The organism is Anaeromyxobacter soli (assembly GCF_022808855.1).
GTDB classification, from domain to species: Bacteria; Myxococcota; Myxococcia; order Myxococcales; family Anaeromyxobacteraceae; genus Anaeromyxobacter; species Anaeromyxobacter soli.
The window spans coordinates 162,789-181,927 of the sequence record NZ_JAKZLF010000004.1 but is presented as its reverse complement, the minus strand read 5'-3'; the positions used below and the strand labels follow the sequence as shown (position 1 = coordinate 181,927).

Below are 19,139 nucleotides of genomic sequence, written 5' to 3'. Positions count from 1 at the left end.
AGCTAGACGCAACATGTTGAGTCGGGTAAGACCTCCATCCCAGCCTGGCTGGCGAGGACAGTGTTTCGACCGGAGGTGGACATGAGGACAGCCCAAGTCGCCGTCATCGCTCTGCTGCTGGCTGGGTGCGCCGTCATTCCCGGTGTCGGTCCGGTCTACGACTACGCCAACAAGCAGGAGGAAGTCCGCTCCAGGCAGGCCCAAGAACAGGAGCAGGAGCGGCGCCGGTGGGAGGACGCATCGCAGTGGGAGGAGTCGCAGCTGGATGACCTCCAGCGAGAGCTGCGGTTCCACTGGTCCAAGGACATCACCTGCTTCCTCAACGCTGTGTACGACGGGTACACGCCTCAGAGCTTCGTCACCGAGGTGCGGCAGGGAAACGAACGGCTCGGACGGAAGTGGAAGGGTTACGGGCCCAGCGTCACCGCCGACATCGCGGCGGACGTCGCGGCCATCGCTCGTGTGGCCGGCGAGCCGCTCTCCGCGATTCGCCGGCAGTGCCGAGTCGAGCGCTGCGAGAAGGTGGCCGAGTCGCAGCGCAACAGGCAGCCCGGAAGCGTCGTCCTCGTCGATGAGGACTGCGGCCCCCGCTAGACCCCGCAGCTGGTCGCGAGCTGGCCGATAGCCCCCGGCTCTAACGGGCGCGGCCAGGCCGTCTTCTGCGCGCGTGCTCGGCCGCACCGGCCTTGAGCGCGAGTGATCCGCGCCATTGAAGGTTGGAGCCCGGCTGGTATCGCGGAGGTGGCCGCCGCGCCGGTCCCGCTCGCCGCGCATGCCATGCACACACAGTGACGCGCGCGAGAGCGCCCGGTCATCCCACATCGCCATACGCGGGTCATTCCCGCGTTGCCATAGATCCGTGTGCAGCGCGGAGAGAGCCCCAGCGGCGATGGCACTTATGCCCTCGGTACTAGACGGGCTGGATGGGGCGGGGCTAACGAAATCGCAGCCATGAACGAACGACCAACTGAATTCTTGGACGAAGCCGAGGTGAAGCGCCTCCTCGATGTGCCCGACCGCCGAACGCTCCAAGGGAAGCGGGACGCCGCCGTTCTGAGCGTGCTCAGTCATGGCGGACTTCGGGAGGGTGAGCTCTGCGCCCTGACCGTCGGCGACCTGAAGGAGTACCAAGGGCGCACGTGCCTTCATTTCGAGACGCTCAAGAAGCGCACGGGTAAGAAGCTCAAGCGGCAGGTGCCGCTGCCCGATGCGACTGAGAAGGCCATCCGGTCCTACTTGGCTCACGCGTACGGAGCGGAATCGCCATCCCCCGACGCGCCGATGTTCCTGACGCTTGGGCAGCGGGGGCCCTACCGACCTGGCCCGCTGACGCCCAAGGCGGTCGATGGCCTCGTCGCACGAGCGGTCCGTGAGGCAGGCATCACCAAGCGGATCACGCCGCACTCCCTCCGGCACACGTGCGCGACGGGACTGCTCCGGGCCGGCGCCGACCTCGCCACGGTTCGGGACCTCCTGGGCCACGCGGCCATCGCGACCACCGCGCGCTACCTCCACTCGGCGTTCGGCCGGAAGGTGGAAGCGGTGGACGCCCTCGCGAAGGAATGGGGCGGAAAATCCTCCTTTTCAAACCCAACCGACGGAGTTGGCGGTGGAAACGCTGGCTCGTAGCCGTGCGGGGGAGGGCCGCCTAATCGCGACCGCAGGGATGCGGCTGTTGGGGGCGAAATTCGAGGGGCGACGCAGGCCCCGCGTCCCTGCCGCCTATCTCTAGGGGAACACACCCCCCTCAGAACTCGCGGAGTAGTCCCGTCTCCCCTCGTCTCATCGTGAACTCCCTCATGGTCAATCCTCGTTCGTTGGTGGCTGTCTTTCCGGACGATGGTGCCCTCGCCTTCGCCGTTGATGCGGTCCAGATCACCGCGAAGCCCAAGGCGCTTCCCTCCGGCTTGCCGACTCGCCCCCGCCCAACGCATCGCGCGATGGCGCGCCTCAAGGAGGAGCGCCGGCTGGTCCACCGGGGACGCGACCCCGTCGCCTCGTTCGAGGTGTCCGGCTTCTCCATGGTCCATCAGGCGTTGGGGTACGGAGGAAAGCTCGCGTGCACGTTCAAGACGAACATCCTCCGAAGGACCCGCGACCGGCTGACAAGGTCCGGCCGTTACCACGACCGCACCGCCGCGGTGGAGGCCCGCCCGGACAACTTCCTCGACCCGAGCGGCTTCATCGGTCCTGTCGACCCGCACCACGAGTGCCTGTTGGATCTTTGGGGTGTGTTCGGAGAGGTCCGGAGCGTCTTCGCCACCGTGTTCGAGGACGTCTTCGGCGTCTCCCCCGGCGACGTCTCGATCACGATCACGCAGATCGAGCTAACTTGGGACCGCCCCTGCGCCATCGCTCAGGCGGCACCGACGTTGTGGTGGCCCGCCTGGCGAGATGCCTTCGCGGGCGCGGGCATCGGGCCCGTCGGACCGGACGGCGGACCTTCCACGGCATGGTTGAAGGGGACGACCGAGCATCGCGAGGTCTTCGCGGCTCGCGGGCCGGCCGTGCTGCACGCCCAAGACGTAAAGGGCGACGGCGCGAAGCTGTACGCCAAGCACTACAAGCTCCTGCGCTACGAAGCGGAGCTCACGCGCCGTCGGATGGCGCACGTACTTGGTCGGCCGCTGCTGCTCGACAGCTTGGCGGCGCTCCGGGGTGATCTGGAACGCCTTGCCCACGAGAGGTACGCGCGGCTCCTCGCTGCGCAGGAGTTGCTCACATCCAGGCAGGTCATTGACCTCCCGCGGCTGATCGAGCGGTTCATGGAGGCCGGCAGACCGCACAAGGTCGGGCCTATCATCGAGGCGCTCTGGGGAGGCGCGTCGTTCCATAACCGAGACGAACGCCACTCCGTGGAACTGCGAAGGCTGGAAAAGGCGAGCCTCGTGCGACACCTCGGGGGAGGGCAGTGGGGACCGGGCCCGGCCCTCGCACGCACGCTCCACATAGCGCAGTACTTCGCTCGTCACTCAGCGGAGGCGCGGTGAGTTGGTGGGCGGACATCGCGCGCGCGGCCCAAGAGCGGGGCGGGCTGCTGGTCACGCCGGAGTTCCTCGGCGCCGACGGTGCGGCGGTTGAGAGCATCGGCCCGTTCCTTGCGGTTGTGGTCGCGGTCTCCCGAGGTTTGTTCGGGTTCGTCTCCGCCTCTGGCGGGCGCCCCCACGTCGAAGGAGTGGCGCGCGTCTCCCAGGAACGACGTGTCTGGTCACCGAGAGAAGCCAAGAACCTCGTGTCTGGTCAGCGGCAAGGCCCAACGTTCAGGCTGTCTGGTGATCGCGAACCCCACGACGCTGTGAGGGGAGTCGAGGAAGGACGCAGCAAGGGCCATGTCTGGAGAACCGCGCGGAGATGGGTGCTCCATCCGGCGCACCGGCAGACGAGGCTGACCGTCGAGGAACCTCCAACGGGCGCGCTCCGGGTGCTCGCCCGCATTCCGCGAGATCGGCGGCGCAAGGCTGTACTCGCGCTGCACGACGCTCTGCACGATCTCCATGTGGAGAGGCGTCATCAGGCGCGCACTCCAAACCCGATACGCGAGTTCCGGGCGTCATGGAACGCAAGGCTGTTCCAGGCGGGGAAGTTGGAGACCGTTGGCGCCCTCGTGCTCGGCCCCGGTTCGCTCGCGTTCACCAGCCTTGACTGGGAGTGGGCTCAACTCACCACCGCGGCCCTCCGTAGCGCGGTGGAACGTGCCTCTCCTGAGGAGGTCTTCGACTACATGGCTCAGAGTGGAAACGGCATCACGAACGAATGGTCGCAGCCGTTCCTCGTGCGTGCGCAGTGCGCAGACGCGGCTCTGGCGCGGCTGATGACGCGGCTCCGGTATCGCGACAACCTCGCCGGCCACCTTCGGGAACTCTGGCTGGGCTGCTGGCCCGACTGCGCGCGGGATGTGCTCGACGAGGCGCAGGGGGTGACCTCGGGCCGCGCGCTCGACCCCGCTGCCGCCGAGTACCTGGGTCGGATTCGTACCGCCACCCGAGCGGCCGAGCGGACGTAACGAGGGAGACGTTCATGACGACGAGTTCGGCGATGTCTGTTGTCGGCGCGACCCCGGCCGCGCTCCCTCTTCACTACGGAACTCCGGTGCGGCGCAAGCACACCGTCGGACCGCCTTCGCTTGCTGCGGGAGCAGCTGCGCACGGGTCCCCTGGCGCCGGTGCAGGGGGCGACGTTCGCGTGCTCGTCCGCGCAATCTCGGCAGCCTCGCGCTTGGAGGCAGAAGCGGCGCCCGTGCTCGGGTCGCTCCTGCACGCGGGGCCGCCACTTCAACCCGAAGGGATGACCATCAAGGAAGCCGCGGCCTGGCTCGGTGTCGATCACCGAACGCTGGCGCGACACCTCGCGATCATCCCGGCCGGCCCGGTTCCGCCGCTGCCACCAGGGAAGGTGCCGGCGCGCTTGGTCGGAACAACGCGACGAATCTTCAAGGCCGACGTCCTCGGCCTCCAGCCCGGTCAGGGAGGTTCTCATGAGCATCGTGTGGAGGAAGCGTCTTCAGGTTCGCGGTGGCATCGACAGATGGATCAACTTCGTGGACGAGGCTCCTGCGGATGACGCGCAGCTCAAGGCGCGCGGCGTTCCCTTCCCCGCGAAGAGCAAGGCGGAGGCGGTGCGAGTCTTTCGCGACCTTCACAACGCGGCGCGCGAGGCCGTCACTCGCGGGGAGGTCGCACAATTCCTTGATGCGCTCGAATCGCGTGAACGCTCCCAGCGGGGGCCGGGGCTCAGCTTCGCCGCCTTCGCCGAGGAGTGGTTCAAGACATGCGTGGCCCCCGACAAGCGCGAGAGCGGCGTGGAGACGGACCGCTCGATTCTCGACAACCACCTCGTGCCGTTCTTCGGGGCACGGCAGCTACGCGACATCGACGCGCGCCTGATCGACCAGTACAAGGCGCTCAAGCGACAGCAAGAGCACCAGTACGGCGTCGGCTACGGTGCGCACACGATCAACAACCACGTGTCGGTCCTCCGGCGCATCTTCCAGAAGGCCGTCGAGTACAAGCACGTGCCGACGAACCCGATCACACCGTCCGCCTGGCTCAAGGCGGAGACCACACCGGAGGAGTCGCGGGCATGGTGGACGCCAGCGGAAGAGGCGAAGGCGATGGCGCTCCTTCGGGAGAGCTGGCGCGCCCGGCACCCGGAGCGCTACATGCCGCTCCTGGTCCAGCTCGTTGTCGGAATCCGCTTCGGTGAATTGAGGGCGCTCGAGAAGCAGGACCTTGACCTGAGCGCCCCAGGGCCGTGGGTGCGGCGGTCGATGGCACGGAAGGCGATCACGACGCCCAAGAACCGGCGCGCACGCTTCCATGTGATACCGCGCGGCGTCGCCGACGAGCTCAAGGTCTGGATGTTCAAGGTGGAGGGCCAGTTGCTCTTCCCGGGCCCCGATGGCGGGCCGCTCGCCAACAACAGCCTCAACCGGTGGTACCGGGAACTGTCCCGCGAGGCGGGCGTCCGCGAGATCACGTCTCACGGCGCACGCCACACCTCCGGGTCGAGCTACGCTGTCCTCGGCGCCAGCCAGAAGGCCATCGCCTTGATGCTAGGGCACGCCGACACGAAGGCGACGGAGCGGTACACACACATGCAAGTCGAGGCGACGGTGCCACTCGTCGAGCACAGATGGGCCCTCCTCACCGGTGATGGGCGCTGAAAGCCCTCGCGGCGATGACCCGTGTCGGACCGCCATGCTACGGAGACAGAGTGCAGCCGGCCAGCAAACTCGCGCCACCGCGCCATCAGCCAACCACCGTTGCTCCTCGTCATCTGCTCACGCGAGTCCAAGGAGACCACGCCAGCTTGGCGTCGGTAGAGTTCGAGCGGTTGGTTGCCCAGCTTCGGAGCGATGTGGGCGAACCCTACTTCGCGGCGGACGGATACATCCTGTACTGCGGAGACTCGCTACCGCTGCTGCGTCGACTTCACCAAGCGGGCGTCACGGCACGGCTTTGCCTAACGTCGCCGCCGTACAACATCGGGAAGGAGTACGAGAAGCCGCGCCCCCTGCCTGAGTACTTGCAGTGGTGCTCGGAGTGGATGGGAGCCATCCACAACATCGCAACACCAGATGGCGCGTTGTGGCTCAACCTCGGGTACGTATCGGTTCCCGGGAAGGCCAAGGCGGTGCCGCTGCCGTACATGCTGTGGGACCGCTCCCCGTTCTTCTTCAATCAGGAAATTGTCTGGACGTACGGCGCCGGGGTATCGACTAAGCAGACATTTTGCCCAAGAAACGAGAAGTGGCTTTACTACGTAAAGGACGAGCGCAACTACGTTTTCAACTTGGACCTGGTTCGAGACCCCAACGTGAAGTACCCGAACCAGAAGAAGAATGGGAAACTCCGGTGCAACCCGCTCGGGAAGAATCCGTCCGACGTTTGGTCCATCCCCAAGGTCACCACCGGACGCAACAGGTCATCGCGGGAGCGAACGCCACACCCTGCTCAGTTCCCGCTGGCAGTTGTTGACCGTATAGTGAAGGTGTCCTCGGAGCCGGGCGATGTTGTTATTGATCCGTTCTCGGGCTCCGGGTCGGCCGGCATTGCCGCTGTTGGGAACGCGAGGGTGTTCCTAGGCGTGGAGATCAGCGAACGCTACTGCGCCCTCGCCGTCGAGCGGTTCCGACAGTATCAGCGCGAGCGCGCGGCTGGATCAGCGCAGACTTCGCTGTTGTGACTTGCGGCGGACGGTGAACGGCCAAGCGGCATCAAAGTAATCCGTTCCGACCACGACCCTCAGTATGTCACCGACCTCGGGGGTGACATCAAGGACCCGGGCTCGCTCGGCCTGCGGAAGTGAAGCCCAGCGCTTCGGGTCGAGGGCGGCAGCCTGAAGGCGGAGGGCGACGTCACCGACGCTTTGAAACCCGGCGTCCGCAAGAGTACCGAGCCGCTTCGAGCCCACTCCATCCACCACCCGGAGCGGTGCGCCGAGATAATGGTCACCCGGAACTTCGAGCAGCTTGTACTCGTAGACATGCTTCTTGAGGCCTGCCATTTGGCCGGTCGGCGCCTTCTGCGGCTCCCAGTCCTCCGCATCAATCCAGCCGACTCGCACGCGGAAAATGGCGCTGCCATGGAAGTTGACGCACAGGTAGTACCCGGCGCGCTTCTTGCGGGCGGCTGACTCGAGCTTGCCTTCTTTGTCTGGCTGAGCGTAGCTCCGGTTACCGTAGATGTACCCGCCGGCCTGTCCGGACGTCTTTATCTCGGTGTCAAGGTCACCCTCAGCCTTCCCGAGGTAGATCAGGTCCTTCTCGGCGGAGGTGCCGCGACGCCACTCGCCCGACTGCGCCAAGCGATACGAGAGCAGGGTTTCGAAGAAGTCGCCTACGATCGCAGCCCGGGGGTCCAACTCCGCAAACGGAATGGCGAGCGGGGCAACCCCAACCTGCGTTCCCCAAACCGCATCCCAGGCCTCGGTAACGCGGGATAGCAGAGTGCTTGGGTCGCTGAAGAGGGGGTGTTCCTGGACGAGCGCCCGCGTGATCGCGAGCCACGTCGGACCGGGGGCGCCGCGGTAATGAGCGGAAGGCATGCCGGCAGGTGAGCAGGCCCCAGGCGGGCTGTCAACCGCACGCTCCCCCCGCCCCCTCCCCCAGTGTGGAGCGTTCGGGAGCAGGGGCGGGGCGAGGAGGCTGTGTTTGGCCCGTCCGCTGTCTGCACTTGGTTGGCAACACACACTCCTCGTCAGAGGCGCGTTGTATCGAACCTCAGGAGGAGCCGTGTCCGACACCAAGCTTGCTACCGTGAAGCAAGAGCCAGATGCGCCACCATCGGTCGAGGTCCAGACGGACCCGGAGCCGATGCCGCCTAACGCGGGCCTCGGCTACTACATTTTCCGATTCCTGAACGGCCCGAATGGCAAGGCCGCTTCAGAGAAGGTCGGAGAACTTCTTGGCGGCTTTCGCGCGGGGCAGGTAAATCAGCATCGTCTCGAAGTTCTGAACGCGCTGGCGCGATACGCTCTGCTCGCTGGGATTCTTGGCGCGGCTATCCTGCTGCAGCTTCGGGGCAAGCTGGACTCCGCAATCATCGGGCTGCTGTCGCTCGTGACCGGGTACATCTTCGGCCGCCAGAAGTCCGAGTGAGGCGTGTCCTTCAGAGTTCACGCGGTGGGCCGAGACGGGATCCAACGCGGCTACACCGTCGACCTTGAGCGCGAAGGGCCGCGATGGATCTACCGCGTCCCGTGCTCGAAAAAGCTCGACTGGTTCGAGGCCGTGTTCCTTGAGGTCGGAGGCGGTTGGATCCAGGTCGTCATGCTCAAGTACAACTGCGGGGAGGAGCACTCGGCCAAGGGGATTCCCGAGGCACTGTTCGCGCGTGTCGTCGCGGACTCCGGCTTGCGCCTCCGGTCGTCGCGGACGGACGACGAGCATGGATACCGGACCGGAAGCGCGAACAAGGTCTGGAAGCGGCTCGAAGCACGTGGCCTCGCGCGCGAGGACAAGGCGGACGACCGGTACATCTTCCTGGGGGACGGGCGATCACCGTAGGGACCTACGTAGGGACCTGCTCACGCCCAGAAAACAAAAGCCCGCGTTCCCGCGGGCTTGCGAAGTGGAGGCGCCGGGAATCGAACCCGGGTCCGAAAGACTTCCAGTGACAGGTCCTACGCGCGTATCCCGGAGTGAATACGTGAACGGCAACCTCCGGGCCTGCAACCGCTCACGTTCTCGCCCTTTGATCTCGATCTCGGTAAGGCGGCTCGCCTCCCACCCAGATCCAGCCGGAGCTGACGTTCACACCCGGTACCCGGCGCTTCCGGGGGAACGCACGGCCTTTAGTTAGGCCGCGAGAGCCATGGGCTCGTTCGCGTTTCTGCTTGGTCGGCTTTTTACGTGGCCTGCTGACCAACCACGGCGCGCACCAGTCGCCTTCCGTCCTCCGTCGAAACCAGTTCGCCCCCAAATCTGCGAACTGACAGTCCTTTTCATAAGACCGCCGCCGCTTTAGTCAAGCGGCGGCGGCATCCTAGCACGGAAGCGGACGGCGGCTCGGTGGCACGTCCGGGCGCTTGCGTCCGGGAGGACCCGGCCGGGCGCCGCTCAGCGGTGCTGGTAGGTGCCGCAGTCCGCGTGTCCGCTGTGGCCCAGCACCACGATCGCCGACGCGGCGCACGTCATCGCGTCGTTGAAGCGGCACTCCTCGATGTGGCAGGCGCCCACGGTCCCGACGTCCTTGCGGGCGCTGTGGCGCCCCTTTCCGTCCGCCATGAACGCATCGCAGGCAGCGTGGTCGCTCCCGACGTTGATGGCGGGCGCGTGGCACATCTTGCCTGCGTTGTAGAAGCAGCTCGACACCTCGCAGCTCGAGATCACCGGCATCGCCGATGCCATGAGTGCCTCCTTTGCGGGCGCGGGTGGAGGAGAGGGCCGCGCCTTCGCCAGAGGCTAGTCACGCCATCCCGGCGAGGCGCGGCGACGCGGCTGGCGCCCGGCGGGCGAGCTCGCTCGAGCGCCCGGACGAGCGCAGGCGCGGGCGCTCCGGGGTCGGGGTGCGCCCGCTCCCGGCGCGCGCGGCACGCACGACTGCGGCGGTCACGGCGGCGTCGTCCTCGTCGGAGGCCGCCGAAGGGGTGCACGCAGCGTGCAACATGCGACTCGCCTCGGGGTGAACCCGGCCGGCGCAGCGCCGTCGAGAGGACGTAGCCGTTGCGAGCGCTCGCCGCGTGACGGCTTCACGCGAACGCGCGAGACTTCTGCGCAGCGAGGAGGTGGCACATGCTGCTGCGCGTCTTCGCCGTCCTGCTCGTGCTGTGCGCGGCGTGCGGGTCCGGGGGCGACAAGAGCCCCACGACGACCCCCGAGCCGACGCCGACCCCGGAGCCCACCCCGACTCCGACGCCGACCCCGGAGCCGACTCCGACGCCCACGCCGGAGCCCACCCCCACGCCGACGCCGACGCCGACGCCAACCCCCACCGTCACGTTCGAGCGGCTCGACTCGGCCGCCGAATGCGAGGGCCTCGTGCCCGCGTCCGCGCCGGAGCCGGTTCGCGCGACGCTCGTGCCGCCCGCCGGCTTCGCCTGCTTCACAGGCACCTCCGACGGCACCGGCGCGGTCGCGCTCGGCGCGCGCGACGGCGCCGGCAACGGCGCGTGGCGGGCGTTCACCGCCGACGGCACGCCGCGCTCGGCGTTCAGCGCGTGGCCGCTCTACACCCAGCCTTCAGGCTGGCAGGGGGCGGTGACGATCCCGAGGCAGCAGAGCGGGATCGAGGGCCTCGCCGTGCTGACGTTCTCACCCTCGGGTCTCCTGCTCCGGACCGTCGAGGTCACGTACCACGACGAATGGGTCGCGGCCGCCCGGTGGGACCTGCAGCAGGACCCCGCCGGCGGAGGAGCCCTCTTCGTCGAGTGGCGGGAGTTCTGGAGCAACCCGAGCTTCTGGACCAACCTGACGCGCGTCTCCGCCTCGGGCGACTGGGTGTCGCGCGGAGGCGACGGGCGCATGAACCTCATCGCCGGCGGCGTGTCGAACCGCGGCGAGGCGCTCACCTGGTCGTACAACGCCGGAGCCTTCTTGCAGTGGGTCGCGCCCGACGGGACCACCTCCGTGTCCGACGACGGCATCGAGGCCATGCGCTGGCTGTCGGGCCGGGAGGAGCCTCGATATTTCCGGCCGCTCCTCGACGGCTCGCTCGTGCTCGTCGAGAACGGCGCGTACACCCTGCGCCTCGCGCACCTCTCCTTCGCACGCGAGGACCCGCCCGCGTGGCTCGCCTCTCGCACCGGCTGGACGTTCCGGTTCACGCGCGGGAACCGCGGCTACGCGGCGCTCGAGCCCGCCGGTCGGAGCGCTCCGGACTGCACGCAGCGCATCGATCTCGTGTCGCCCACCGGGCGCCTGTGCGGGCGGGTCACGCTCCACGAGGACGGCTCGAGTTGCGTCACCGGCAGCGTGGACCAGGGCTGGGACGGCACGGTGGTGCAGCAGTCCGCGGCGGACGGGTGCGCCTTCCGCTGGTGGCCGCGCCTGCTCGCAGGTGACTAGCCTCGCGGGTGACTAGCGTCTCTCACCTGTACTCGAAGGCCGGGCGGCCGTCCGGACGGCCGCAGGGGTGGCGTCGCCGCGCCGCGGCCCCAAGCGGCCGAGGCCGCGCCCGCGTGCCTCGCGCACGAGCGGCGTAACGTTCCGGGGCGTCGCGGGTTCACGTTCCGGGGCGGCGTCGGGGGCCGGCTCCAGGGAGCAGAAATGAGCCGCAAGACCCTCATCCTCATCGCCGCCGCGCTCGCGGTCCTCGTCGCCGCGGGCGGGATCTGGCGCTGGAGAGCGGGGGCCGCGGACGCCGAGCCCAAGCTCGAGACGGCGCGGGTGGACCGCGGCCGCATCGTGGCCAAGGTCACCGCCACCGGAACGCTTTCGGCGCTCGTCACCGTCCAGGTCGGGAGCCAGGTCTCGGGCCGCGTCGCGGCGCTGTTCGCCGACTTCAACACGCCGGTGAAGAAGGGCCAGGTCATCGCGCGCATCGACCCGCAGCTCTTCCAGGCGGCGGTCGAGCAGGCGCGCGCGAACACCGTCGCGGCGGAGGGGAACCTCGCGAAGGCGCGGGCGCAGGCCGCGGACGCGGAGCGCCAGCTCCGGCGGTCGGAGGCGCTCGCCGCGAAGAACCTCATCGCGGGGGCGGACCTCGACACCGCCCGCGCCAACGCCGACGGCGCCCGCGCTGGCGTGCAGGCCGCGCAGGGCACGCTCGCGCAGACGCGCGCGGCGCTCCACCAGGCGGAGGTGAACCTCGCCTACACGCAGATCGCCTCGCCCACCGACGGTGTGGTCATCTCGCGCAACGTGGACGTCGGCCAGACCGTCGCCGCCTCGCTCCAGGCGCCGACGCTCTTCGTCATCGCCGAGGACCTCGCGAAGATGCAGGTGGACACGAACGTCGCCGAGGCCGACGTGGGGCGCCTGCGAGCGGGCATGACCGCGACGTTCACCGTGGACGCCTATCCGGGCGAGGCCTTCTCCGGGGCGGTGCGGCAGGTCCGGAACGCGCCGCAGACGGTGCAGAACGTCGTCACCTACGACGCGGTCGTGGACGTGCCGAACGGCGACCTGAAGCTCAAGCCGGGCATGACGGCGACGGTGACCTTCGTCTACGCGGAGAAGGACGACGTGGTCCGCATCCCCAACGCGGCGCTCCGCTTCCGGGCGCCACCGGGGTTCGGCCAGGCCGAGGGGGCGAGCGGAGGCGCCGCGCGCGGGGACGCCAGGGCGGCGACCCCGGCCGGCGCGGCCGGGCAGGGCGCGAACGGCACCCGCGGCGCGGGCGCTGGGCGCGGCAGCGGGCGCGCCGGCGATCGGAGCGTCTGGGTCGTGCGTGCCGGGCGTCCGGTGCAGGTGCCGGTGGTGCTCGGCGTCTCCGACGGATCGCTGACCGAGCTCGTGAAGGGCGAGGTCCAGCCGGGCGACGCGGTGGTGACGGAAGCGCAGGCGGCGCGCAGCGGGGGCGCGCCGGGCGGCGGGTTCCCGGGCGGCGGCCGGCGCGGGCCGTTCTAGGAGCGCGCGTGGCGGGACCTTCGCTCATCCGGATCGAGGACGTCGCCCGGACCTACGTGATGGGGGACGTCGAGGTGCACGCGCTGCAGGGCGTGACGCTCACCGTCGAGGAGGGCGAGTTCGTGGCGGTGATGGGGGCCTCCGGCTCGGGCAAGTCGACGCTCATGAACCTCCTCGGCTGCCTGGATCGTCCGACGCGCGGTCGCTACCTGCTAGAGGGCCAGGACGTCTCGCGTCTCCCGAACGACGCGCTCGCCGCCATCCGCAACCGCACGCTCGGCTTCGTGTTCCAGAACTTCAACCTGCTCGCGCGCACGAGCGCGCTCGAGAACGTCGAGCTGCCGCTCCTCTACGCCGGCATCTCGACCGCCGAGCGGCACGCGCGCGCGAAGGAGGCGCTCGCGCGCGTGGGGCTCTCCGACCGCGCGGACCACCTGCCGAACCAGCTCTCGGGCGGGCAGCAGCAGCGCGTCGCCATCGCCCGCGCGCTCGTCAACCGTCCGCGCGTGCTGCTCGCCGACGAGCCCACCGGAAACCTCGACTCCCGCACGAGCGTGGAGGTGATGGCGCTCCTGCAGGAGCTCGGGCGCGGCGGGATCACCGTGGTGCTCGTCACGCACGAGCACGACATCGCGGAGTACGCCGCGCGCGTGCTCGTCATGCGCGACGGGCGCGTCCGCTCCGACGAGCGGCGCACTCCGCGCCCGGCGGTGCCGCCGCCGCCGGGCCCGCACGAGGCGGTGGAGGGGAGGGTGGGGCCGTGAACCTCCTGCAGACGATCCGGGTCGCGCTGCGGGCGCTGCGGCGCTCGAAGATGCGCTCGTTCCTGACCACGCTCGGCGTGGTCATCGGCGTGTCCGCGGTCATCGCGATGGTCGCCATCGGCGACGGCGCGAACGCGCGGGTGCAGAAGACCTTCGAGGCGATGGGCTCGAACATGCTCATCATCCTCCCGGGCGCCTCGACCTCCGGCGGCGCGTTCGGCGGGTTCGGCAGCCTGCCCACGATCACCTGGGACGACGTCCGCGCGATCCAGACCGAGGTCCCGGCGGTGCGCGGGGCGGCGCCCATCCTCCGCTCCGTCGCCTCCGTCATCTCCGAGGACCTCAACTGGACCACCGCCGTGAACGGCACGACCCCGGACTACTTCGTCATCCGGAACTGGTCGGCCGTGCGCGGGCAGCTCTTCACCGCCTCGGACGTCGACGCGGGCACCAAGGTGCTCGTGCTCGGGAAGACCGTCGCCGACCGGCTGTTCGGGCCGGGGGCCGATCCGGTCGGCCAGCAGGTCCGCGTGAAGAACGTTCCGTTCCAGGTGGTCGGGGTGCTCGAGGCGAAGGGGCAGTCGGCGGGCGGGCAGGACCTCGACGACGCGGTGTTCCTGCCGTCCTCCACCTACCAGGCGAAGATCCAGGGCGGGCTCAAGAACGTCGTCTCGGGGGTGGTGTTCATCGGCGCGGCGAGCCAGGCCGACACGGTGCGCGCGGAGTCCCAGATCCGGGCGCTGCTGCGCGACCGTCACCGCCTGCAGCCCGGGGCGGACGACGACTTCTCCATCCGCAACCTCGCGGAGGCGGCGAGCGCGCAGCAGGAGGGGGCGCGCACGCTCACGACGCTCCTCGCGGCGATCGCGGCGGTGTCGCTCCTCGTCGGCGGGATCGGGATCATGAACATCATGCTCGTGTCGGTCACCGAGCGGACACGCGAGATCGGCGTGCGGATGGCGGTCGGCGCGCGCGCCCGCGACATCCTCCTGCAGTTCCTCGCCGAGGCGCTCACGCTGTCCATCGCCGGCGGCGTCATCGGCGTCGTGCTGGGGCTCGTCGTGGCGTGGCGGCTCGCGGTCAGCTTCGGCTGGCCGGTGCTCTTCCGCGCCGACATCGTGGTCGTGGCGGTGGCGTTCAGCGGGCTCGTCGGCGTCGGGTTCGGGCTCTATCCGGCGTTCCGCGCGTCGCGGCTCGATCCCATCCAGGCGCTGAGGTTCGAATGAGACCCGCCGCCCTCGCCCCGCTCCTCGCGCTCGTCGCGGCCACCCTGGCTCCTCCTGCGAGCGCTCAGGAGGCGCCCCTCGAGGCGCAGGCGGCCCCCGCCCAGGCGCCATCCGGCGCTCCCGGCGCGGCAGCGGCGCCGCGCGACGTGATCTCGCTCGACGGAGCGGTGCGCGCCGCGCTCGAGCACCAGCCGCGGCTGCGGCAGGCGCTGGCCACGACGGAGGCCGCCGGCGCGCGCACGGATCAGGCGCGCGCGCCGCTCCTGCCGCAGGTCGATCTCGAGGGGCAGGTCGGGCGGCGCGGCGGCAGCACGCGCTCGGCCGTCGGCGGCACCTCCTCGACGAGCGGGCTGGGCCTCTCGACGAGCACGACGACCTGGAGCGCCGGCGCCTCCGCTCGCCAGGCGCTCGTCGACGTGCAGCAGCTCGAGCGCTGGCGATCCGCGGGGGCGAGCGCCGAGGCGCAGCGGGCGACGGCGCGCGCGACGGAGCAGCAGATCGTGGCGCAGGTCCGGACCGCCTGGTTCGCCGCGCGAGCCGCCCGCGATCTGGTCCAGGTCTCCCAGGACTCGCTCGCCAACCAGGAGGCTCACCTCCGGCAGGTGGAGGCGTTCGTCGAGGTCGGCACACGCCCGGCGATCGACCTCGCCCAGGCCCGCGCGGATCGCGCCAACGCCCAGGTGGCGCTCATCCGCGCCGGGAACGACTACGTCGTGACCCGAGCGCAGCTCGTCCAGGCGATGGGGGTCGATCGCGCCGCCGACTTCGACCTCGGCGACGGCGCGCTTTCGCCCGTGCCCGGTGAGGAGGGGCCCGTCGATCCACTGCTCGCCGAGGCGCTCGCGGCGCGGCCGGAGCTCGCGGCCCTGGGGAGCCAGGCGCGCTCGGACGTGCTGTCGCGCGATGCGGCGCGGGCCGGCTGGCTCCCCACGCTGTCCGCGGGCGCCGCCGTGACCGGCGTGGGGCCCGCGGTCAACGAGCTCGACCGGGGCTGGAACGCCACCGTGACGCTCGGGTGGTCCATCTTCCAGGGGGGCCTCACCCGGGCGCAGACGCGCGAGGCCGAGGCGAACCTGGCCGCGACCGAGGCGCAGACCGACGCGCTCCGCCAGCAGGTCCGCGTCGAGGTCGAGCAGGCGCGCGCGGCGGTGCAGGCGGCGCGCGCCGCCCTCGACGCGGCCGGCGAGGCGCTCGTGAACGCGCGCGAGCGACTCAGGCTCGCCGAGGGACGCTACCAGGCCGGCGCGGGGAGCATCATCGAGCTCGGCGACGCGCAGGTGGCTGCGACCTCCGCGGCGGCGCAGCGAGTCCAGGCCGAGCAGTCGGTCTCCAGCGCGCGCGCGCAGCTCCTGCTCGCGCTCGGGCGCGCCGTGCGCTGACGGCGCGGGTCGGCGCCCGTGGCGGCCCGCCTCGCGGCGCGTGACGCGCTAGCTTTGATCGTGACGTCCAGAGCACAGGTGCCCGGCGCGGGGGTGCGAGCGCCCGCGGGGCTGGCGGCGGCCCGCTCGCCGGCGCGTCGCTGCCTCGTCATCCTCAACGCGCGCGCCGGAGGCGCCGGGACGGAGGACGTGGCCGGCCGGGTGCGCGCGGCCCTCGCCGCCGCGGGCGTCGACGCACGGGTCGTCGCGGCGGAGGGCGACATCGGCGCGACCGCCCGTGCCGCCGCCAGCGACGCAGAGGTGGATGCGGTGGTGGCCGCGGGCGGGGACGGCACCGTGAGCGCGGTGGCGGGCGGGCTCGCCGGTACGCCGAAGCCGCTCGGAGTCCTGCCGCTCGGCACCCTGAACCACTTCGCCAAGGATCTCGGGCTCCCGGCGGACCTCGAGGAGGCCGCGCGGGTGATCGCGTCGGGCGCGCAGCGGCGCGTGGACGTCGCCGAGGTGAACGGGCGGGTCTTCGTGAACAACTCGTCGATCGGGATCTACCCGCACGCCGTCCGCGAGCGCGAGCGCACGCGGCGCCGCCTCGGGAAGTGGATCGGCAAGTGGCTGGCGATGGCGTGGGCGGCGCTGCGCGTGCTCGTGAGGCTGCGCCCCCTGTCCGTGCGCATCCGGTGGGACGGCGGCGCGGGCCCGCGCCGCACGACGTTCGTCTTCGTCGGCAACAACCGCTACGACACGGCGCTCGTCGCGACGCAGCGGCGCGCCGCGCTCGATCGGGGGACGCTCGGCGTGTACGTGGCGACCGCGCCCACTCGCCTCGGCCTGCTCCGGCTCGGCGCTCGCGCCCTCGTGGGCCGGGTCGATCCGGGGCGCGACGTCGAGGCGCTCGAGGTCGCGAGCGTCGCGATCGAGTCGCACCACCGGCGGCTCGCCGTCTCGGTGGACGGCGAGGTGATCTCGCAGCGGCCGCCCATCCGCTACCGCATCCGGCCCGGCGCGCTCACTGTCCTCGCTCCGTGAAGACGATCGCCCACCTCTCCGACCTCCACTTCGGGCGCGAGGAGGCGCGCGTCGTAGAGGCGCTCGTCGCCGATCTCGCCGAGCTCCGCCCGACGGTCGTCGCGGTGAGCGGCGACCTCACCCAGCGCGCGCGCTCCGGCCAGTTCCGGGCCGCGCGCGCCTTCCTCGACCGGATCCCCGCGCCGCGGGTGGTGGTGCCCGGGAATCACGACGTGCCGCTCTACGACGTCGCGCGCCGCTTCCTCTCGCCCCTCGGCCGGTACACGCGCATCGTCACTCCGGACCTCTCGCCGGTGTACGCCGACGACGAGCTCTACGTGGCGGGGGTCTCCACGGCGCGGTCGCTCACGTGGAAGGAGGGGCGGATCTCGGTCGCGCAGATCGAGGACCTCCGCCGCCGCTTCTGCGGGGAGGGCGCAGGTCGGATGCACGTGCTCGTGGCCCATCACCCGTTCGCCCCGACGGCGGACCGCCCGCGCCTGCGCGTCGCCGGCCGGAGCGGCCGGGCGCTCCGCGCCCTCGCGGAGTGCCACCTCGAGGTCCTCCTCACCGGTCACCTGCACCGGCTCGCGAACGGCGAGGTCGAGCACCCCGTGGAGCGGCTCGCGCGGTCCATCCTCGCGTTCCACGCCGGGACCGCCACCTCGGTCCGCCTGCGCGACGAGCCCAACTCCTACAACTGGCTCGAGGTGGACGGCCCGCGGATCGTCCTGTCGGTGCGGAGCTTCGACGGCGCCGCCTTCCGTTCGGTCCAGCGGCGCGTGTTCGAGCGCCGCGACGACGGCTGGCGCGCCGCGGACGGCCGCGCCATCGAGACGCCCGCGCCGCTCCCGGCGCCAGCGGATGCGCAGCTCACGTGAGCGCCTAGAACCCGGCGGCCATCTCGCGCGCCTTCTCGCGCGCGAGCGGCAGGGCGGCCTCCACCTCGGGCGACAGCGCCTCGCCGAACGCGAAGTCCCGGCCGGCGATGGTGACGAGCGCGCCGGGCGGCGCGTGGCCGAAGAGCGCGCGGGCGAGGCCCAGGATCTCCTCCGGCGTGAGGGAGTGGAGAATCGCCTCCCGGGCGGGTCGCGGGACGAGCCGGGCGGCGCGCACGTCGCCCGGCGTGCCGGCCACGGACGCGTCGAGGAAGAGCACGCCGTCGACCGTCGCGACGGCCTCCGCGTGCTCGGGGCGGAGCTCCGGCACCTCGAGCACCTCGAGGCCGGGCACGAGCGCGTCGAGCCCGTGCGCAACGGCGAGCCCGGCGCCGTCGTCGGCGCGGATCGCGTGTCCCATCGCGAAGGCCAGGATCCTCACGGCACCCTCTCCAGGAGCGACGAGGTCTAGCACGTCTCCCCCGGACCCGTCGCGTCCGTCGGTCGGGGGGCGCAGGCGGGGGAGCGTCAGAGCGCCGGGTGCTCCCCGCCGAGGTGGAAGTGACACCCCTCGCAGTCCATCTTCGAGCGGGTGTCCTCGAGGGAGCCGTCCTTCTCGTGACACCTGGCGCAGCCCGCGCCCGCGGCGGCGGAGGTCACCGGCAGCGGTCGCTTCGCCGCCTGCGCGTTGAGCAGCTCCGCCGCGCGGCGCGCGACGCTCGCGGTCAGGATCCCGCAACGCTCCTTCCGCTCGTCGCTGAACGACCTCTTCCCTGAGGCCTCGCACCATCGGGACACGGAGGTGTGGCAGAGCGGCGAGCCCGCGATGGACTGCACGTTCGGATGCGCAGCGGCCGTGAGCACGAGATCGGGCAGCGGCTCGCGCTCGTACCAGGCGAACAGGGCGTCCACGAGCGGGCCCGGCTCCTTCGAGAGCAGCTCGAACGCGGCCGCCGATCCGTTCAGCGCGCCGCAGATCGTCGCCCAGCCGTTCACCCCGCCGGCGCCGTACTTCATGACGTCGAACGGGAAGCTCGCGTAGGGATCGCCCAGCGCGTCCGCCACCGAGCCCACGAGCGCGTCGAACGCGCCGAACATGCAGTGGCCCCGCGCGTACGCGGAGAACGCGCGCGAGGCGACGCGGTCCGGGGCGAGCGTGACGTAGGGCCAGGGGACCGTGGCGAGCTTGCGGTGCGCGTCGGCCGTGGCGTGCTTCACCGCCGCGGCGGCGCTCGCGCCTCCGCCGAGGACCGCCGTACCCGCGACGGCGCCGACCAGCGTCGCGAACCGTCTGCGCCCGGTGACCTTGTCGAACATGGCGAGCCTCCGAGGCCCCGCGCCGCGCGCGGTCCGCGCGTTCGCCGGACCTCCGGAAGAGCCTG

19 protein-coding genes and 1 other RNA gene are annotated in these 19,139 nt (G+C 70.9%); 15 read left to right on the top strand and 5 right to left on the bottom strand.

What is annotated here, in order from left to right; all coding sequences use genetic code 11:
- Nucleotides 1-81 precede the first annotated feature (81 nt).
- The 6 genes from MLV88_RS05150 to MLV88_RS05125 all read left to right on the top strand — a co-directional run bounded on the left by MLV88_RS05150 (nucleotide 82) and on the right by MLV88_RS05125 (nucleotide 6,684).
- Nucleotides 82-594, top strand: a complete 513-nt coding sequence (locus tag MLV88_RS05150; RefSeq protein WP_243336978.1) for a hypothetical protein — start codon at nucleotides 82-84, stop codon at nucleotides 592-594.
- Between the two features lie 357 nt (nucleotides 595-951).
- Nucleotides 952-1,629, top strand: a complete 678-nt coding sequence (locus tag MLV88_RS05145) for a tyrosine-type recombinase/integrase (RefSeq protein ID WP_279324204.1) — start codon at nucleotides 952-954, stop codon at nucleotides 1,627-1,629.
- A 158-nt stretch (nucleotides 1,630-1,787) separates the two neighbouring features.
- Entirely contained in the window at nucleotides 1,788-2,990 is a 1,203-nt protein-coding gene (locus MLV88_RS05140; RefSeq protein ID WP_243336976.1) for a hypothetical protein, read from the top strand.
- The gene (locus MLV88_RS05135) at nucleotides 2,987-4,003 is read left to right on the top strand and encodes a hypothetical protein (RefSeq protein WP_243336975.1); all 1,017 of its coding nucleotides are present in this window, start codon (nucleotides 2,987-2,989) and stop codon (nucleotides 4,001-4,003) included. The genes MLV88_RS05140 and MLV88_RS05135 overlap by 4 nt, the downstream gene beginning before the upstream one ends.
- 471 nt (nucleotides 4,004-4,474) lie before the next feature.
- Nucleotides 4,475-5,662, top strand: coding sequence for a tyrosine-type recombinase/integrase (locus MLV88_RS05130; protein WP_243336973.1), 1,188 nt, complete (start codon nucleotides 4,475-4,477; stop codon nucleotides 5,660-5,662).
- Between the two features lie 146 nt (nucleotides 5,663-5,808).
- On the top strand, nucleotides 5,809-6,684 hold the full coding sequence (locus MLV88_RS05125; protein ID WP_243336972.1) for a DNA-methyltransferase: 876 nt from the start codon (nucleotides 5,809-5,811) through the stop codon (nucleotides 6,682-6,684).
- On the opposite strand, the gene MLV88_RS05120 is transcribed toward MLV88_RS05125, so the two are convergent.
- The gene (locus MLV88_RS05120) at nucleotides 6,661-7,545 is read right to left on the bottom strand and encodes a ScaI family restriction endonuclease (protein ID WP_243336971.1); all 885 of its coding nucleotides are present in this window, start codon (nucleotides 7,543-7,545) and stop codon (nucleotides 6,661-6,663) included. The two genes, MLV88_RS05125 and MLV88_RS05120, sit on opposite strands and share 24 nt — an antisense overlap.
- Nucleotides 7,546-7,732: 187 nt before the next feature.
- Here MLV88_RS05120 and MLV88_RS05115 point away from each other — a divergent pair, with 187 nt between their 5' ends.
- Nucleotides 7,733-8,098 (top strand): hypothetical protein, encoded by a 366-nt coding sequence (locus tag MLV88_RS05115; RefSeq protein ID WP_243336970.1) that lies wholly within the window; start codon nucleotides 7,733-7,735, stop codon nucleotides 8,096-8,098.
- Between the two features lie 3 nt (nucleotides 8,099-8,101).
- On the top strand, nucleotides 8,102-8,506 hold the full coding sequence (locus tag MLV88_RS05110) for a hypothetical protein (RefSeq protein ID WP_243336969.1): 405 nt from the start codon (nucleotides 8,102-8,104) through the stop codon (nucleotides 8,504-8,506).
- A 62-nt stretch (nucleotides 8,507-8,568) separates the two neighbouring features.
- Here MLV88_RS05110 and ssrA read toward each other — a convergent pair.
- Nucleotides 8,569-8,919: a transfer-messenger RNA gene (gene ssrA, locus MLV88_RS05105) on the bottom strand.
- A 139-nt stretch (nucleotides 8,920-9,058) separates the two neighbouring features.
- Nucleotides 9,059-9,349 carry a DUF1540 domain-containing protein gene (locus MLV88_RS05100; protein WP_242338441.1) on the bottom strand — a complete coding sequence of 97 codons (291 nt, stop codon included), beginning with the start codon at nucleotides 9,347-9,349 and terminating at the stop codon, nucleotides 9,059-9,061.
- A 384-nt stretch (nucleotides 9,350-9,733) separates the two neighbouring features.
- Between MLV88_RS05100 and MLV88_RS05095 the strand changes: the two genes are divergently transcribed.
- The 7 genes from MLV88_RS05095 (at nucleotide 9,734) to MLV88_RS05065 (ending at nucleotide 17,760) form a co-directional block, all read left to right on the top strand.
- A complete protein-coding gene (locus tag MLV88_RS05095) occupies nucleotides 9,734-11,005 on the top strand; it encodes a hypothetical protein (RefSeq protein ID WP_242360053.1) in 1,272 nt (423 codons plus the stop codon).
- A gap of 201 nt (nucleotides 11,006-11,206) precedes the next feature.
- The gene (locus MLV88_RS05090) at nucleotides 11,207-12,508 is read left to right on the top strand and encodes an efflux RND transporter periplasmic adaptor subunit (RefSeq protein WP_242338437.1); all 1,302 of its coding nucleotides are present in this window, start codon (nucleotides 11,207-11,209) and stop codon (nucleotides 12,506-12,508) included.
- Between the two features lie 8 nt (nucleotides 12,509-12,516).
- On the top strand, nucleotides 12,517-13,272 hold the full coding sequence (locus MLV88_RS05085; RefSeq protein ID WP_308197192.1) for an ABC transporter ATP-binding protein: 756 nt from the start codon (nucleotides 12,517-12,519) through the stop codon (nucleotides 13,270-13,272).
- Complete coding sequence (locus MLV88_RS05080; RefSeq protein WP_243336968.1) at nucleotides 13,269-14,498, top strand: ABC transporter permease; 1,230 nt, start codon at nucleotides 13,269-13,271, stop codon at nucleotides 14,496-14,498. The genes MLV88_RS05085 and MLV88_RS05080 overlap by 4 nt, the downstream gene beginning before the upstream one ends.
- The gene (locus MLV88_RS05075) at nucleotides 14,495-15,877 is read left to right on the top strand and encodes a TolC family protein (RefSeq protein WP_242338433.1); all 1,383 of its coding nucleotides are present in this window, start codon (nucleotides 14,495-14,497) and stop codon (nucleotides 15,875-15,877) included. The genes MLV88_RS05080 and MLV88_RS05075 overlap by 4 nt, the downstream gene beginning before the upstream one ends.
- 60 nt (nucleotides 15,878-15,937) lie before the next feature.
- A complete protein-coding gene (locus tag MLV88_RS05070) occupies nucleotides 15,938-16,900 on the top strand; it encodes a diacylglycerol/lipid kinase family protein (RefSeq protein WP_242338431.1) in 963 nt (320 codons plus the stop codon).
- Complete coding sequence (locus MLV88_RS05065; protein WP_243336967.1) at nucleotides 16,897-17,760, top strand: metallophosphoesterase family protein; 864 nt, start codon at nucleotides 16,897-16,899, stop codon at nucleotides 17,758-17,760. The genes MLV88_RS05070 and MLV88_RS05065 overlap by 4 nt, the downstream gene beginning before the upstream one ends.
- A 4-nt stretch (nucleotides 17,761-17,764) precedes the next feature.
- On the opposite strand, the gene MLV88_RS05060 is transcribed toward MLV88_RS05065, so the two are convergent.
- Both MLV88_RS05060 and MLV88_RS05055 read right to left on the bottom strand, forming a co-directional pair.
- Nucleotides 17,765-18,199, bottom strand: a complete 435-nt coding sequence (locus MLV88_RS05060) for a hydrogenase maturation protease (RefSeq protein WP_242338427.1) — start codon at nucleotides 18,197-18,199, stop codon at nucleotides 17,765-17,767.
- Nucleotides 18,200-18,285: 86 nt separating this feature from the next.
- Nucleotides 18,286-19,074: a C-GCAxxG-C-C family protein gene (locus MLV88_RS05055; RefSeq protein WP_242338425.1), complete on the bottom strand. Its 789-nt coding sequence runs from the start codon at nucleotides 19,072-19,074 to the stop codon at nucleotides 18,286-18,288.
- Nucleotides 19,075-19,139: the final 65 nt, after the last annotated feature.

Coding starts and splice junctions, on each gene's coding strand:
- MLV88_RS05150 (WP_243336978.1), top strand. CDS start 82: ATGAGGACAGCCCAAGTCGCCGTCATCGCTCTGCTGCTGGCTGGGTGC.
- MLV88_RS05145 (WP_279324204.1), top strand. CDS start 952: ATGAACGAACGACCAACTGAATTCTTGGACGAAGCCGAGGTGAAGCGC.
- MLV88_RS05130 (WP_243336973.1), top strand. CDS start 4,475: ATGAGCATCGTGTGGAGGAAGCGTCTTCAGGTTCGCGGTGGCATCGAC.
- MLV88_RS05120 (WP_243336971.1), bottom strand. CDS start 7,545: ATGCCTTCCGCTCATTACCGCGGCGCCCCCGGTCCGACGTGGCTCGCG.
- MLV88_RS05100 (WP_242338441.1), bottom strand. CDS start 9,349: ATGGCATCGGCGATGCCGGTGATCTCGAGCTGCGAGGTGTCGAGCTGC.
- MLV88_RS05095 (WP_242360053.1), top strand. CDS start 9,734: ATGCTGCTGCGCGTCTTCGCCGTCCTGCTCGTGCTGTGCGCGGCGTGC.
- MLV88_RS05090 (WP_242338437.1), top strand. CDS start 11,207: ATGAGCCGCAAGACCCTCATCCTCATCGCCGCCGCGCTCGCGGTCCTC.
- MLV88_RS05075 (WP_242338433.1), top strand. CDS start 14,495: ATGAGACCCGCCGCCCTCGCCCCGCTCCTCGCGCTCGTCGCGGCCACC.
- MLV88_RS05055 (WP_242338425.1), bottom strand. CDS start 19,074: ATGTTCGACAAGGTCACCGGGCGCAGACGGTTCGCGACGCTGGTCGGC.